General features: G+C 72.0%; 13 protein-coding genes, 1 tRNA gene and 1 pseudogene. 2 read left to right on the plus strand and 13 right to left on the minus strand.

The features are described 5' to 3' along the window. Positions 1-21 precede the first annotated feature (21 nt). The gene (locus J7F03_RS29445; RefSeq protein WP_214954790.1) at positions 22-261 is read right to left on the minus strand and encodes a hypothetical protein; all 240 of its coding nucleotides are present in this window, start codon (positions 259-261) and stop codon (positions 22-24) included. A 121-nt stretch (positions 262-382) separates the two neighbouring features. Between J7F03_RS29445 and J7F03_RS29450 the strand changes: the two genes are divergently transcribed. Both J7F03_RS29450 and J7F03_RS29455 read left to right on the plus strand, forming a co-directional pair. Then, positions 383-841: a MarR family winged helix-turn-helix transcriptional regulator gene (locus tag J7F03_RS29450; RefSeq protein WP_214954792.1), complete on the plus strand. Its 459-nt coding sequence runs from the start codon at positions 383-385 to the stop codon at positions 839-841. 15 nt (positions 842-856) lie between these two features. Further along, a pseudogene (locus J7F03_RS29455) lies at positions 857-2,471 on the plus strand (MDR family MFS transporter); the annotation flags it as partial. A 33-nt stretch (positions 2,472-2,504) separates the two neighbouring features. Here the strand turns inward: J7F03_RS29455 and J7F03_RS29460 are convergent. The 12 genes from J7F03_RS29460 to J7F03_RS29515 all read right to left on the minus strand — a co-directional run bounded on the left by J7F03_RS29460 (position 2,505) and on the right by J7F03_RS29515 (position 15,282). Further along, the gene (locus J7F03_RS29460; RefSeq protein WP_214954794.1) at positions 2,505-3,152 is read right to left on the minus strand and encodes a TetR/AcrR family transcriptional regulator; all 648 of its coding nucleotides are present in this window, start codon (positions 3,150-3,152) and stop codon (positions 2,505-2,507) included. Positions 3,153-3,374: 222 nt separating this feature from the next. Continuing rightward, entirely contained in the window at positions 3,375-5,645 is a 2,271-nt protein-coding gene (locus tag J7F03_RS29465) for a glycosyltransferase family 39 protein (protein WP_214954796.1), read from the minus strand. Further along, on the minus strand, positions 5,645-6,910 hold the full coding sequence (locus J7F03_RS29470) for a glycosyltransferase (protein ID WP_214954798.1): 1,266 nt from the start codon (positions 6,908-6,910) through the stop codon (positions 5,645-5,647). The genes J7F03_RS29465 and J7F03_RS29470 overlap by 1 nt, the downstream gene beginning before the upstream one ends. A 25-nt stretch (positions 6,911-6,935) precedes the next feature. Beyond that, positions 6,936-8,606, minus strand: a complete 1,671-nt coding sequence (locus J7F03_RS29475; protein ID WP_251072677.1) for a cell wall metabolism sensor histidine kinase WalK — start codon at positions 8,604-8,606, stop codon at positions 6,936-6,938. Between the two features lie 83 nt (positions 8,607-8,689). After that, positions 8,690-9,457: a response regulator transcription factor gene (locus tag J7F03_RS29480; protein WP_214954800.1), complete on the minus strand. Its 768-nt coding sequence runs from the start codon at positions 9,455-9,457 to the stop codon at positions 8,690-8,692. A 76-nt stretch (positions 9,458-9,533) separates the two neighbouring features. Further along, a complete protein-coding gene (locus J7F03_RS29485; RefSeq protein ID WP_214954803.1) occupies positions 9,534-10,415 on the minus strand; it encodes an amidohydrolase family protein in 882 nt (293 codons plus the stop codon). Further along, complete coding sequence (locus tag J7F03_RS29490) at positions 10,396-10,737, minus strand: antibiotic biosynthesis monooxygenase (protein WP_214954805.1); 342 nt, start codon at positions 10,735-10,737, stop codon at positions 10,396-10,398. Before J7F03_RS29490 ends, J7F03_RS29485 begins: the two co-directional genes overlap by 20 nt. A 103-nt stretch (positions 10,738-10,840) precedes the next feature. Continuing rightward, entirely contained in the window at positions 10,841-11,764 is a 924-nt protein-coding gene (locus tag J7F03_RS29495; protein WP_308380013.1) for a DUF2797 domain-containing protein, read from the minus strand. A gap of 100 nt (positions 11,765-11,864) precedes the next feature. Further along, on the minus strand, positions 11,865-12,230 hold the full coding sequence (locus J7F03_RS29500) for a PH domain-containing protein (protein ID WP_214954809.1): 366 nt from the start codon (positions 12,228-12,230) through the stop codon (positions 11,865-11,867). 165 nt (positions 12,231-12,395) lie between these two features. Next, positions 12,396-14,198, minus strand: coding sequence for a caspase family protein (locus J7F03_RS29505; protein WP_214954811.1), 1,803 nt, complete (start codon positions 14,196-14,198; stop codon positions 12,396-12,398). Further along, positions 14,182-14,592 (minus strand): hypothetical protein, encoded by a 411-nt coding sequence (locus J7F03_RS29510; RefSeq protein WP_214954813.1) that lies wholly within the window; start codon positions 14,590-14,592, stop codon positions 14,182-14,184. The genes J7F03_RS29505 and J7F03_RS29510 overlap by 17 nt, the downstream gene beginning before the upstream one ends. Before the next feature lie 617 nt (positions 14,593-15,209). Then, a tRNA-Arg gene (locus J7F03_RS29515) sits at positions 15,210-15,282 on the minus strand. Positions 15,283-15,327 lie beyond the last annotated feature (45 nt).

The raw sequence follows: 15,327 nt of genomic DNA on the forward strand, positions 1-15,327 counted from the left end.
GCCCGGGCGGCCGGCCCGGCGTCAGAGCGCGAGCCAGGCCACCACGGCGATCAGGACCACCAGGCCGACGCCGAGGCCCACCCACACGCCCGCGCCCGGTCCGGACTTGCGCGCGGCGCGGTTCTGCATCCGCGACCCCGGCACGGCCGGGGCCGGAACCGGCTCGTCGACGAACGCCCGGAACATCTGGGTGCTGCCCGCGGGGTCGTAGTCACCCTCGGGGGCCGGTGAGTTGTGGTTCGAGTTGTGATTCGCAGCCATGCGCAGGACCCTAGCGGGTTTTCCGATTCCTTTACCGCCCGGTCCCCCGATTCATTTGCCTGTAACAACCATCCGCTTCTATGGTTGCCCGAAGCAACGACATTCGGAGGGAGGCCACCGCATGACCACACCGACCGCACCGGGCCCGCTGACCCCACCCGCCCCACCCGCCACCCGCTACGCGGAACTGGCCCGCCAGCTCACCGGCATCGGCGCCGTCCGGCGCGACCTCGCCCGCACCCTGCCCGCCGACTGCCCGCCCGGCCCGGCGGCCGTCCTCACCGTGCTCGACCGGCACGGCGAGATGCGGCTCGGCCGCCTCTCCGAGTACCTGGCCATCGACATCTCCGTGACCAGCCGGCACGTCGCGCACACCGCCGACCGCAGCTGGATCACCCGCGACACCGACCCCGGCGACGCCCGCTGCCGGATCCTGCGCCTCACCCCGGCCGGCCGCACGCTCCTCACCGAGCTCGGCGCCCGCCACACCACCGCGCTGGAGAAGGCCCTGGCCGACTGGTCCGACGCGGACATCGACCACCTGAACACCCTGCTGGCCCGACTCCGATCGAGCTTCTAGTACCGAAGGAAACACATGGCTACGACCACACCCACCGGTGTGCGGGGAGGCGGCCGGTCGGAGACCACGTCCGACAGCACGCCCATGACCCACCCGCAGATCATGAAGGCGCTCTCCGGGCTGATGCTCGGCATGTTCGTGGCGATCCTGTCGTCCACGATCGTCTCCAACGCCCTGCCCCAGATCATCGGCGACCTCGGCGGCACGCAGTCCTCGTACACCTGGGTGGTCACCGCCGCCCTGCTCTCGATGACGGCGGCGACCCCGCTGTGGGGCAAGCTCTCCGACCTCTTCAGCAAGAAGCTGCTGGTCCAGATATCCCTGGTGATCTACGTCCTCGGCTCGATGGTCGCGGGCATGTCCCAGAACACCGGCATGCTCATCGCCTGCCGCGTGGTCCAGGGCATCGGCGTCGGCGGCCTCTCCGCCCTCGCCCAGATCGTGATGGCCGCCATGATCTCCCCGCGCGAGCGCGGCCGGTACAGCGGCTACCTCGGCGCGGTCTTCGCCGTCGCCACCGTCGGCGGTCCGCTGCTCGGCGGGGTCATCACCGACACCAGCTGGCTGGGCTGGCGCTGGTGCTTCTACGTCGGCGTCCCGTTCGCGATCATCGCGCTGGTCGTGCTCCAGCGGACCCTGCACCTGCCCGTCGTGCGGCGCGAGGTCAAGGTCGACTGGCTCGGCGCCTTCCTGATCAGCGGCGCCGTCTCGCTGCTGCTGATCTGGGTGACCCAGGCCGGCAGCTCGTACGCCTGGATCTCCTGGCAGACCTGGGCGATGACCGGCGGCGCGCTCGCCCTCGGCCTGCTCTTCGTCCTCGTCGAGTCCAGGGCGAGCGACCCGATCATTCCGCTGCGCCTCTTCCGCAACAAGACCATCAGCCTGGCCTCGGCGGCCTCGCTCTTCGTCGGCATCGCGATGTTCTCGGGGACGGTCTTTTTCAGCCAGTTCTTCCAGTTGGCCCGTGGCGAGTCCCCCACGATGTCCGGAATCCTCACGATTCCGATGATCGGCGGGCTCTTCGTCTCCTCCACCGTTTCCGGTCAGGTGATCACCAAGACCGGAAAGTGGAAGGCCTGGCTCGTCTCCGGCGGCGTGCTCCTGACGGCCGGGCCTCGGCCTGCTGGGCACCCTGCGGTACGACACCGCGTACTGGCACATCGCGATCTTCATGGCGCTGACCGGCCTCGGTCTCGGCATGATGATGCAGAACCTCGTCCTCGCCGCCCAGAACCAGGTGGCCCCCGAGGACCTGGGCGCGGCCAGTTCGGTCGTCACGTTCTTCCGCTCCCTCGGCGGCGCGATGGGCGTCTCCGCACTCGGCGCGGTCATGGCCAACCGGGTCACCCACTACGTCCAGGACGGGCTCGCCGCACTCGGCCCGAAGGCCGCGGCCATGGGCCACGGCGGCACCGCCGGAGGCGGGATCCCCGACCTCGCCAAGCTGCCCGCACCGTTCCGCGAGGTCGTCGAGAGCGCGTACGGGCACGGCGTCGGCGACGTCTTCCTCTACGCCGCCCCCACCGCGCTCCTCGCGCTGGTGCTGGTGGTGTTCATCAAGGAGGTCGCCCTGAAGTCGAAGCCGGCGGCCCACGCCCCGACCGCTGCCGGGACCACCTCAGCGGCGGCCGAGTAGCCCTCCCGGGGCACTCAACGGGGCGTTCTACGGGGCTGCGGGCGCGGCCGGTCCGGCGGGCCGGCCGCGCCGGGCGTGTGCCTCGATGCCGGCGATCAGGACGTCGAGCGCGAGGCAGAACTCCCCGTCGGGCGGCCGCCGGACCGTGCCGCAGCAGCCGTGCAGGAACTGCGAGACGGCCAGATGGGCGCCGGTCCGGGCGGGATCCGTCAGGCCGGTGGCGTCCAGCAGCCGCTGCAGGACGGTGTCGAAGGCCCGCGCATGCGGGCCGATGTTCGGATACGCGGCGGTGAGCGGTGCCACCCACGGGTGGTCGGCCAGCAGTCCCCGGTAGCCGCGTGCCAGCGCCCGCAGCCGGCCGGGCCACCCCTCCCCGGGCGCCCCGGGCGGCCGGGCGAGCTCGCCCAGGGCACTGTCCAGGGCGAGTTCGAGCAGATCGTGCTTGGTGTCCACGTACCAGTACAGGGACATCGCGGTCACCCCGAGCCCGGCGGCGAGCCGGCGCATGGAGAACCGGGCCAGTCCGTCGACGTCGAGCAGCCGCACCGCCTCGGCGGTGATCCGCTCCCGGTCGAGCCCGGAGGGGGCCTCGCTGCGCCGCCTGGCGGGTGCGGCGGGCCGCGCGGCCAGCCAGACACTGGTCCGGGGCTTGCCGGGATCGGCCGCGGTCACCATAGAGGCACCCTCCTCACGACAACGGGATCAGCCCGGAATGCCCGGTCCGCCCCCTTGATGCTAGGTCCTGTCGTCAACGGCGCGCCGGTGATGCGCGGTGTCCGGTGGCGTGCGTCGCAAGGCGGAAGGGCCCCCGAGCGCCGGAGGTGCTCGGGCGCCCCGACAGGGCCCGACGGGTGGACCGGGTGGTCCGGGGGCCCGGGGACCCGGGGGTCCCGTGGGTCAGGACAGCCCGGACGTCGGCGCCGTGAGGTCGTAGAAGGTGGCTCCGCCGACCGTGGAGGCCGTGAACGTGGCCTTGACCCAGCTCTCGATGGTGCTGCTGACGCCCCCGCCGGGACCGCCGCCGCCCCGGGCCGGGGTGGCGGTCTCGCCCGTGCCGTCCGCCGTGCCACCGGCTCCCGCGCTGCTCTGGGCACCGCTCTGAGTACTGCTCTGAGTACTGCTCTGGGCACTGCTCTGGGCACTGCTCTGGCCGATGAAGTAGTGGATCTTTCCGGCCTCCACGTACGCCTTGAACTGCTCCAGCGTCGGGGAGGGGTCGCTGCCGTTGAAGCCGCCGATCGCCATCACCGGCTTCTCCGACGCCAGCTGGTAACTCGCCGCGTTCTGCGAGCCGATGGCGGCTGCCGCCCACGTGTACTTCGCGGCGTCGGCGCGCAGCGCGGCCGTCGCCTCGGCGCTGGTCTTCGTCCCGCCGAGCAGACCGCCCATCGCGCCACCGCCGGCACCGCCGCCCGGACCGCCACCGGTCCGCTCGGTCCCGCCGCCGTCGGCGGCCTGGTTGCCGCCGGGAGCCTGGCCGCCCGGGGCCTGGCCGCCGGGAGACCGGCCGCCCTGCGGGCCACCGCCCGGGGGCATGCCCTGCGGTGCGGCGCCGCCACCGGGCATCGCGCCCCCGCCCCGCATCTCGAAGTTGCGCATGCCGCCGCCGCCCGGGCCGCCCCGGCCGCCCGCGACCGCGGGACCGGCCGTGACGATCGACCCCGTGTGCGGCGTGGTCACGGTGGTCAGGCTGTACGCGAGGGGTCCGGCCAGCGCCGCGGCCAAGCCGACTGCCGCCACACCGAGTGCGGCACGGCGGCCCAGCCGCGCGGCGAACGGCAGCAGGAGTGCGCTGCCGAGTCCCAGGGCCGGCAGCCCCCAGCGCAACCACGGCACGTACCCGGCGGAGCGCCCGAGCAGCACGAACGCCCAGTACGACGTGATGGCGAGGGTCCCGGCCAGGGTGAGGGAGGCGGCCCGGCTGCCCCGCTCCTCCCACAGGACGGCGATGCCCATGCCGACGAGCGCGGCCACGAAGGGGGCCAGGGCGACGGTGTAGTACTCGTGGAAGATGCCCTGCATGTAGCTGAAGACGAGCCCGGTGATCAGCAGGGCGCCGCCCCAGGCGAGGAAGGCCGCGCGGGCCATGCCCTCCACGGAGTCGGTGGCCCGGCGGGCCCGCCAGGTGACCACGAGGCCGGCGAGGAAGAGGATCAGGGCGGCGGGCAGCAGCCAGGAGATCTGGCCGCCGATGTTGGACGAGAACAGCCGGTCGATGCCGGTCTCTCCCCAGCTCATCCCACCGCCACCGCCACCAGGGCCCGCACCGCCCGCGGCGCCTTCCACGGCCGCGCGGCCACCGCCGCCGACGCTGCCGGTCTCCTCGCCGTTGATCCGGCCGAGTCCGTTGTAGCCGAGGGTCAGCTCCAGGAAGGAGTTGGTCTGCGAGCCGCCGATGTACGGGCGGGAGGCGGCGGGCCACAGTTCGACGATCGCCACCCACCAGCCGCCGGCCGCCACCATCGCGAGCGTGGACAGCAGCAGCTGCCCGAGGCGCCGGCGCAGCCGGGTCGGCGCGCAGACGGCGTACAGCAGGGCCAGCGGCGGCAGGATGACGAAGGCCTGCAGGGTTTTGGTCAGGAAGGCGAAGCCGACCGCGACCCCGGCCCACACGAGCCACTTGGTGCGTGCTCCGTCGAGGGCCCGCAGTACGCAGTACACGGTGACGGTCATCAGCAGGGTCAGCAGCGCGTCGGGGTTGTTGAAGCGGAACATCAGCGCGGCGACGGGCGTGAGCGCGAAGACCGCGCCGCTGATCAGGGCGGCCGCGGGCCCGAACTGGCGGCGTACGGCGGCGTAGAGGACGGCGGTCGTGCCGACTCCCATCAGCGCCTGGGGCGCCAGGATCTGCCAGGAGCCGAGCCCGAAGAGCCGGACGGACAGCATCATCGGCCACAGGGCGGCCGGGGGCTTGTCGACGGTGATGGAGTTGCCGGCGTCGGAGGAGCCGAAGAAGAAGGCCTTCCAGCTCTCGCTGCCCGCCTGGACGGCGGCGGAGTAGAAGGAGTTGGCGTAGCCGGAGGAGCCCAGGTCCCACAGCAGCAGGACGGCCGTGGCGAGCAGCAGCCCGACGAAGGCGGGGCGCTCCCACCCGGGCCGGGCGGTGTGTGCCCCGGCTGCCGTGACGGACGGGGGGCGCGGGTGGAGGGGCAGTGCTGCCGTGGTCATCAGGAGTGGTCCTTCGCGGGAGGGGTGCGCCGTTCCGGGAAGACCCAGGCGCGGAAGAGCAGGAACCGCAGCACGGTGGCGGCGAGGTTGGCGGTGACCAGGACGGCCACCTCGGTGCCGTGCGCCGGCCGGCCGCCCGCGGCCGCGAGGGCGGCGAGCGATCCGCTGGTCAGGGCCAGGCCGATGCCGAACACCACGAGCCCCTGGGCCTGGTGCCGCGCGGCGTGTTCGCGGCCCCGGACGCCGAAGGTCAGCCGGCGGTTGGCGGCGGTGTTGGCCACGGCGGAGAGGAGCAGCGCGGCGGCGTTGGCGAGCTGCGGGCCGGCGGCGGCCCGCGCGACGGAGTAGAGGAGCAGGTAGAGCAGGGTCGACGCGGCCCCGACCGCGCAGAAGCCCAGGAGCTGGCGGGCCAGCCCGCGCGGCACCCCGGGCAGGGCGGTGCGGTCGCGCGGGTCGTCGCCGAAGGGGCGGGCGAGCCGGTCGAGCGGGAGCGCGCCGACGGCCAGCGCCCGGCCCACCCGCCAGACCCCCTTGAGGTCCTCGGCGGCGGTGCGGGCGATGTGGACGGTGGAGTCGGGGTCGTCCACCCAGTCCACCGGCACCTCGTGGATCCGCAGCCCGGCCCGCTCAGCGAGGACCAGCAGTTCGGTGTCGAAGAACCAGCCGGAGTCCTCCACGAGCGGCAGCAGCCGCTCGGCGACCTCGCGGCGGATGGCCTTGAAACCGCACTGGGCGTCGCTGAACCGGGCGGACAGCGAGGAGCGCAGGAGCAGGTTGTAGGCGCGGGAGATGAACTCCCGCTTCGCTCCCCGGACCACCCGCGAGGAACGGGCGAGGCGGGTGCCGATGGCAAGGTCGGAGTGGCCGGAGATCAGCGGGGCGACGAGCGGCAGCAGCGCGTTGAGGTCGGTGGAGAGGTCCACGTCCATGTACGCGAGGACGGGCGCGTCCGAGTCCCCCCAGACCGTGCGCAGGGCACGGCCGCGGCCCTTCTGCTCCAGCCGGGTGCTGCGCACCCCCGCGACGGAGGCGGCGAGGGCGGCCGCGACCTCGGGGGTGCGGTCGGTGCTCGCGTTGTCGGCGATGGTGATGCGGAAGGGGTACGGGAAGGTCCGGGTGAGGTGCTCGTGCAGCCGGCGCACGCAAGGCCCGAGATCCGTCTCCTCGTTGAAGACCGGGATCACCACGTCGAGTACGGGCTCCCCCGGTACGGCTGCGAGGGGAGCCCGCACCGGGAGGGCTCCGGGAGAGGTATCGGTAGGCATGCCCCGACCCTCCCGGCCGGTCCTGTCACCGCTGTGTGCTGACCCTGTGCCCCGCCTGTGAGTCCCCGGCGGGGGCGAGGGGGAGGTGGACCTCGAAGGAGGTGCGGCCCGGGGTGCTGCGGACGTCCACGTGGCCGCCGTGGGCCCAGACCACCGCCTGGACGATGGCCAGGCCGAGTCCCGTGGAGCCCGCCGACCGGGAGCGGGAGGCGTCGCCCCGGGCGAAGCGCTCGAAGACGTGGGGCAGCAGCGCGGGCGGGATGCCGGGGCCGTCGTCCTCGATCCGGAGCCGGACGGCGGATGTTTCACGTGAAACACGAGCCGTGACGGTGGTGCCCGGCGGGGTGTGGGTCCGGGCGTTGGCCAGCAGGTTGACCAGGACCTGCTGGATTCGGGCGGGGTCGGCGTGCACGGGCGCGGGCTCGTCGGGGAGTTCCAGGCGCCAGTGGTGCTCGGGGCCCGCGGCCCGGGCGTCGCTGACGGCGTCCACGACGAGCGGGGCCAGATCGGTGTCCTCGGTGGACAGCGGGCGGCCCGCGTCGAGCCGGGCCAGCAACAGCAGGTCCTCCACCAGGCCGGTCATCCGGGTGGCTTCGGACTCGATCCGGCCGAGGGCGTGCCGGGTGTCGGGGCCCGGCTCCTCCCGGCCCCGGCGGGTCAGTTCGGCGTAGCCGCGGATCGAGGCCAGCGGGGTGCGCAGCTCGTGGCTGGCGTCGGCGACGAACTGCCGGACACGGGTCTCGCTCTGCTGGCGCGCGGTCAGGGCCGAGGAGACGTGGCCCAGCATCCGGTTGATGGCGGCGCCGACCTGCCCGACCTCGGTACGGGGGTCGGCCTCGGCGTCGGGGACCCGCTCGTGCAGGGCGGGTTCGCCGCTGTGCAGGGGGAGTTCGGACACCCGGGTGGCGGTGGCGGCGACCCGGCTCAGCGGGCGCAGGGCGACACCGACCAGGGCCTGTCCGGCGAGGGAGGCCGCGATCAGCCCGGCGAGGGTGACGCAGACCTCCACCGCGATCAGGGTGTGCACGGTGGAGTCGACCTCGGTGAGCGGGAAGCCGAGGACGATGCTCCCGTCGGGCGCGGTCAGCACCCGGTAGCCGCCGAGGCCGGGCAGCTGCAGCTCGACGGGGCCGCCGGGACGGCCGTCGGCGGCCTTGCGGGCGGCCCCGGCGAGGGCCGCGGCCTGGTCCGCGGTGAGGGGCGGGTAGCCGCCGGGCCCGGCTCCGCCGACGGCCGCACTGCGCTCGCTGCGGACACTGTCGACGATCTTCCCCGAGGTGTCGAGGCGGACCCCGGCGGCCCCCAGCGGGGACCCGGGCCCCAGCACGACGCCGAGGTTGTTGTCCCGGGCGAGCTTGCCGGCGTTGGGGCGGCTCGCCATCTCGACGGAGACGCGCAGCTGTTCGTCGACCTTGTCGACCAGGTACGAGCGCAGCGCGAGGGTGGTGACGGTGCTGATGGCCGCGCCCACGACGGCGATGAGGGCCACCGCCGAGACGACGAGCCGGGTCCGCAGGGACCAGGGGCGGTGGCCCCGGCGGGGGCGGCGGGGTCCGGCCGGGCGCGCGGGGCGGCCCGGCCGGCGGGGACGGCGGGAGAGCCCGGGCCCCCGTACGCCGGGGGCCGCGGCCTCGCGCGCACGGCGGGACGGCAGGGGCGGCCGGGGAAGATCGGACATCAGGGGAAGCCAGGACATGAGGGGATCCGGGGGAGCCGAGGAAGCGGACGAGGCGGGGGCCAGCCGGGGGAACCGCGGGGCGAGCCGGGGCGAGCCGCGCGCTACTCGGCGGGCTTGATCAGGTAGCCGGCGCCGCGCCGCGTGTGGATCATCGGCGGGAGTCCGGTGCCGCTCTCCAGCTTGCGCCGCAGGTAGGAGATGTACAGCTCGACGACGTTGGCCTGGCCCCCGAAGTCGTACGACCACACGCGGTCCAAGATCTGCGCCTTGCTCAGCACCCGGCGCGGGTTGCGCATCAGGTACCGCAGCAGCTCGAACTCGGTGGCGGTCAGGTGGACCTCCCGGCCGCCCCGGGCCACCTCGTGGCTGTCCTCGTCGAGCCGCAGGTCCCCGACCTCCAGGACCGAGCCGCCGCGCGCGGCCTGCGCCGCGCCGGAACGCCGGACCAGGCCGCGCAGCCGGGCCACCACCTCCTCCAGGCTGAACGGCTTGGTGACGTAGTCGTCGCCGCCCGCCGTCAGGCCCGCGATGCGGTCCTCGACCGAGTCCTTCGCGGTCAGGAACAGCACCGGGACGTGCGGGATCTCCCGGCGCAGCCGGCCCAGGACCGCCAGCCCGTCCATGTCGGGAAGCATGATGTCGAGGAGGACGACGTCCGGGCGGAACTCCCGTGCCGCCCGTACCGCGCCCGCCCCGTCGCCCGCGCTGCGGACCTCGCAGCCCTCGTAGCGCAGGGCCATGGAGAGCAGTTCGGAGAGGGCGGCCTCGTCGTCGACGACGAGGACCCGGCAGGGTCCGCCATCGGGGCGTACGAGGGCCGTGGGGTTGCCGGTGGACGTGGACGCGTGAGAGGTGGTCGTCGCAGTCATGCCTACAAGCTGGCCGCCGCCTCTGAGAGCGTTCTTGCCTGAACCTGTGAATTAGCTGAGAAACACCGCCGGCCCGTCAGGCCAGGTGGAAGAGCCGGGCGGCGTTGTCGTGGCAGACGGCGCGCAGCCAGGCGTCGCCGAGGCCGAGCCGTTCGAGGGCGGCGAGCTGGTGCTCGTAGGGGTAGGGGATGTTCGGGAAGTCGGTGCCCAGCAGGATCCGGTCTCCGAGGTCGGCGAGCCGGCCCCGGTCCTCGGGAGGGAAGGGGCTGAGCCGCTCGGAGAAGTCGGTGAAAGCCATCGTGGTGTCGAGGCGGACCTCGGTGTACCGGTCGGCGAGGTCCAGGAAGTCGGCGTACTCGGGCATCCCCATGTGCGCGACGATCAGCGGCAGCCGGGGGTGGCGAGCCAGCAGCCGGGCGATCGGCTCGGGCCCGGTGTACTTGCCCGGGGCGGGCCCCGAACCGCAGTGGACCACGGTCGGGATCCCGGCCTCGGCGAGCAGCCCCCAGACCGGGTCGAGCCGGACGTCGGCAGGGTCGTACCCGCCCACCTGGAGGTGTGCCTTGAAGACCCGGGCCCCCGCCTCGACGGCCTGGCCGACGTACGCCGCCACCCCGTCCTCCGGGAAGAAGGTCGCGGTGTGCAGGCAGTCGGGCGTGCGGGCGGCGAAGTCCGCGGACCAGGAGTTGAGCCAGGCCGCCATGGCCGGCTTGTGCGGGTAGAGCATGGCGGTGAAGGCCCGGACCCCGAACTCCCGCAGCAGCGCGACCCGCTGCTCCTCCTCGTGCCGGTAGGTGATGGGCCACTCGACGCCGGTCAGCGGGCCGACCGCGTCGAAGTAGTCCCACACCTTGTCCAGGACCCGCTCGGGCATGAAGTGGGTGTGTACGTCGACCAGTCCGGGCACGCCGAGCCGTTCCCGGAAGGCGCGGACCGCCTCAGCCGTCGTCGCGGACAAAACCGTGGCTCCGCTCGACGGTCGCGACGTGCAGCGTGTAGCTCTCGTACCAGTCGGCGCGACCCTGCCTCATGGCCGCCTGGTGCTCCAGGTCCTTGCGCCACAGGGCGAGGGACTCGTGGTCACGGAAGTAGCCGACGGTGATGCCGAGTCCGCCGGGGGTGCGCGCGGACTCGTAGCCGAGGAAGCCCGGATTGGAGCTGACGAGCTCGGTCATCCGCTCGAGGGTCTCGGGGTATCCGTCGTCGTCAGCGGTCCGGACGCTGGTGAAAACACTCATCACATAAGGCGGTTCGAAGGCCTGCACAGGCTGGATGCTCATGCCCACCACCCTCTGCGGTCCGGACCTGGCATGTCCACCGGAAACCGTCCCCGACGGGCAAAGGGATCCAAGTTTTGACCTTGGAACCGGCAGCGCGCCGTGGTCAGAACAGCCCGTCCTGCGCGGCGGGCGTCTCGGGCCCGGACGACGGGATCCCGGAAGTCGGCACATCGCTCCCCGCCCCCTCGGCCGGGGCCACCAGCTCCCACCCCGCCAGCAGCCGGGTGTCCACGACCAGCCCTTCTGCGAAGTGCAGATCGGGTCCGGCGGCGCCGACGAGCCGACCGGAGACCGTCCCGCCGGGCACCATCTCGGTGATCACCCTGTCGGGGGCGGGCAGCGCGCCGAGACCGAAGGGGCCGCCGTGGTCGGCCACCTCGCACTCCAACCGCTCCAGCGACTCCGGCCACCCGTCCAGAGCGACCGCGCGCGCGTGCAGCCCGGCGACCTCCGCCGCCCGCTCCGACTCCGGCGGCAGGTGGGCCCGTACGGCCCGCTTGCGCGCGTAGGCGATCCGGTCGGGCACCCCGAGCGCGGCCCGCAGCAGCTCTTCCGTCCGCCGCGCGGCCATCAGCGGGCCCCGCCCCAGCCAGGCCCACGTCACCGCCCCCTGCTCCAGCAGCCGGGCGGAGCCGCGTTCCTCGGCGGTGATGCCGACCTTGAGCAGGCCGGGCCCGAACCAGGCGAGGTACACGCGGTAGGTGCGCGGATCGGCCGCGTTGGTGTCGGCCGCCACCGAGAAGGAGCGGTCCAGGCGGGCACACTCCGGGCACTGGGCGTTCCCGGTCCGCCCGGGCACGGTCCGGGCCGTCGGACACGGTGTCCGCCGGCCGGCCCGCCGCACACCGAGGCAGTGGCGCTCCCCCCGAGCGGCGAAGGCCAGCGGCTGCCCGTACGCGAGGAGGCTGCTCCGCTCCATTCCCCCTGGCCGGCCCTGGAGGCCCGCCCGTCCCGGCTGCCCCGGTTGGTACCAGCCGATGGCGGGGCGGCCGTCGTTCCACCGGATTCCGGTGCACCACCAGGTCACCGGACCAGTGCCCGGTCGATGTCGTCCACGCGATCTTCCTCCCACGCCTCCTGCACGCCTACGGGCTGAGACGGTAGCCATCGCCCGCCCGGCCCGCCGGCTACCGGGTGACGAACTGCGTCAGGATCGCCTGTACCTCGTAGATGTCGACGCCCTTGGTGAAGGTCTTCGCTATCGGCTCCGAGCTGCCGGAGAGCCATATCTTCAGCTCCGCGTCCAGGTCGAAGTGGCCGGCGGTCTCCACCGAGAAGTGCGTGATGCTCCGGTACGGAATCGAGTGGTACTCCACCTTCTTCCCCGTGAGCCCCTGCTTGTCGATGAGCACGAGCCGCCGGTCGGTGAACAGGATCGTGTCGCGGATCAGCAGATACGCGGCATGCACCTGCTCCCCCTGCCCCAGCAGCCGCGCGTACTCGCGGTGCGCCGACGCCGGATCCACAGCGTGCGCGTTCCCGAACAGTCCCATGAGGGTCCCCCCTGCCTTTCCGGTGAATCGATCCCGATCGAGACCGCGGCCTCGATCTCCGAGAACCGTATCCGGACCCCACGTCACCCGGCGTCCCCCGCCGGAGCCATCTCCCCCCGTGGCTCCCCGGAGCCAGCCCTCCTCCCTGAGGAGGACGAAGGGGACTCAGGTTGCGCCGCCGGCACGCGTACGAGCCCTGTTGCGCCACAACGCCACGCATCCCCAGGCTTCGACGACGCAGCCAACGGCCATCACCACGACTCCGACGCCGAGGTGGTAGGTGGCGTAGCGGCCATCGCCCATGACGCTGAAGACAAAGCCCGTGTACCACATGGTCAGCAGGGTCACGGCGACGTACGACCAGCACACGAGCACGCGACGAAGGTGCTCGGATCCACGCCACGCGAATGCCGCCAGCACCGCGCTCGTGGCCAGGCCGAGCATCAGCACCGGCCAGACCTGCCCGTAGGACCCGCTCCACGTCCATGCGTTGGAGAGCGTGTAGCGACGGGTGTCGTCATCGCAGTTCAGCAACGGCGTGAACAGAGCGATCGCGGTCAGCACCGACGCGAGGAGGAAGGGGATGGACTTCATACGCGTCTTGGGAGCGTTCGTCTTGGTCGCCGTTGTCGTCAACGGGACTGGTCCGCCCGATACTTTGCGCTTTGCCGGCACCGCGTCCACTTCGACTTTGACCGGCACTTCCCCTGCCGCGGTACGAAGGAGGACACGGCCCTCGTAGTGGCATGGCTCAGACGCAACCGCCACGGCCGCGCACAGCTCGATCCCGCCCCCCACACGACGCGCTTTCAACCAATTCTCCGCCGCCCCATCCACCTCGGCTTCCACGGTCTCGCGGACGATCAGCGGTCCTTCAAGAGAGATGACGGTCGGCGTTCCCGTGCTGCCCGCGGTGACCGTGCCGAGGTGGTACTCGGTCTTGGAGACCCGAGGCAATGCCTTGCGCAGTGCCTTGTCGGCGGCGTCCCTGACCCGGAGGCTGTCGTCGTGTACGAGCGCGGCCAGCTCGTCCGCGCCCGCCAGCGCCATCCCCAGGTCGTCGCCGCACAGAAGCGGTTCGAGGTCCAGCACCGCCAAGAGCCGTCGCTCAGGATTGCTCGACTTCGCACGAGTCTTCACCTTGGGGGGGATCCGAGCCGGCTTGCGCTTCGTATAGGCGATGGGAAGGTCGCCTCCGAGACCACCGAACACCCAATAGTGCGGTGTCTGAAGGGGGGTTACCTGCCTGACCTCTTGAAGGACGTAGTCCGCCAACTCGACCAGGCCAATCTCACCATTTCCGTCCCTGTCGGCATCCCCTGTGGTCAGGCCTTTCACCAAGGAGCGTGTGAACAGAGACGGTTCATTCGAAGGCCCCTCCACCATGTCCAGACCCGGCTGTCCCAGGACAGGACGATCGCCCTCGAAGACCCACTCGATCTCGCTCGACGCCGTGATCACACCGCGCCCCTGCTGCTCTTCCAATCCCTTGAGTTGCTGGAAACTCTCCTGCACGTGCACATCCGAGTCGCCCCGTGTGAACAGATCCCGCCCGAACGCTCCCGCATAACAACAGTCGAGGAAGACCGCGACGCGTCGCGCCCTGCTGTCCTGCATCCGCTCACTCAGGTACCTGGCGTCGACGGCCGTGGAAGCCAGTCGACTGCGCTTGGTGTCGCTGGCGGCCAGGAACAGTCTTCCCCTGGCGTCCTTCACCCCGTGGCACGAGAAGTGGAGGAGCAGGGTTTGCTCGGCTTTCCGGTCCTCGAAGAATTCCTGTATCCCCTCGCGCAGTTTCTGGCACGTCGGGTTGCGCAGCACCTCCACGTTGAAGGCGCCGATGCCCGGATCGCCGAGAACCGCGCGAAGCGCGGCCGCATCCAGATCCGGAGCGTGCAGCTTGCTGAGGCCCGGGTCGTCGTAGGCACTGGTCGCGACGACGAGCGCATGCCTATTCGTCTCGCTCAATGCCTCCCGCCTCCTCCCGGGCATCGGCGGCGCTGGCGCTGGCGAGGCCGATCAGCTGTCGTCGCTCCGCAGGGCTGGCATGCGACAACTCGATCCGGGTGCCATTGAAGTCGACGACTACGCGGTGTGGCGTTTCCGGCCGGTTGCGCCACTCGTCGACGACGTGCAGTACCCGCTCCATGAGTGGCGTCACCGCGGGCAATGTCACCACGAGGACGTTCGCCAGATCGAGGGCGGCGGATCGGGTACCCGGCGGAGCCGGACCGGCTGCAGGATGGTCCACCTTCTCCACATCCAGCACCAGAAGATCCTCGCGCAGGGCGTTCACGCTCTGCTGCAATGACTCGACGTCTCCGTCGTCCTGCTCGACTTCAATGCGCAACTGTTCAATCATTGGCCATCGCCCCGCAGGCTTGGCTTGGCATGCGCTATAGCCGTGTCCTACCAGTTTGGCACCGGCGACTCCATGACGCACCCCGCGACGGACCGGTTCCGCCAACGACTACCCGCGAATCGCGGTGATCACTGCCGCTAGCGCTCCCAGCAGGGCCGCGGTAGAACTGACGCCTGCCGGCCACAGGTTGACCCGCCGGTGCTTGTCGCCATCAGGCTCTCCTCCGGGAGGGCTATCGGGTTCGTCACGGTAGATCGAGGAGCGGCTCGTCCTCGCCACCACATCGGCGTGTAAGCGCCGGCTGTCCCAGCCCCGGCCCGGCCCCAGGGGGATGAAAATCTGCGCCGCACGCGCGGCGGCGCCCGGAAGGCCTGGGTCGCCTCCTCCCGCCACCCCCGAAGATCGCCACGCCGCCCCAGGTGAAGCGCGAGCCGGCCCAGCACTGCGACAGCGGGCTCGGCGTGACGATCTTCGGGGGATCCCACCGCGGAACACCCGGCACACGTGCGGCTCGCTCCTGGTCGCGCCCAAGGTCCACCCGAGGGTGGACCGGCGCATCCATCGGCGACGGGGTAACGCAAGAGGCCCCCCGGTGAACCGGGGGGCCTCTTGGGCTGTGCACTCGGCAGGATTCGAACCTGCAACCTTCTGATCCGTAGTCAGATGCTCTATCCGTTAAGCTACGAGTGCTTGGCTGGCCGGGGTTTTGCGCCCCGCTGGCCTTGCGAGAACAAC

This window comes from Streptomyces sp. ISL-43, from assembly GCF_018614195.1.
Taxonomy (GTDB): domain Bacteria; phylum Actinomycetota; class Actinomycetes; order Streptomycetales; family Streptomycetaceae; genus Streptomyces.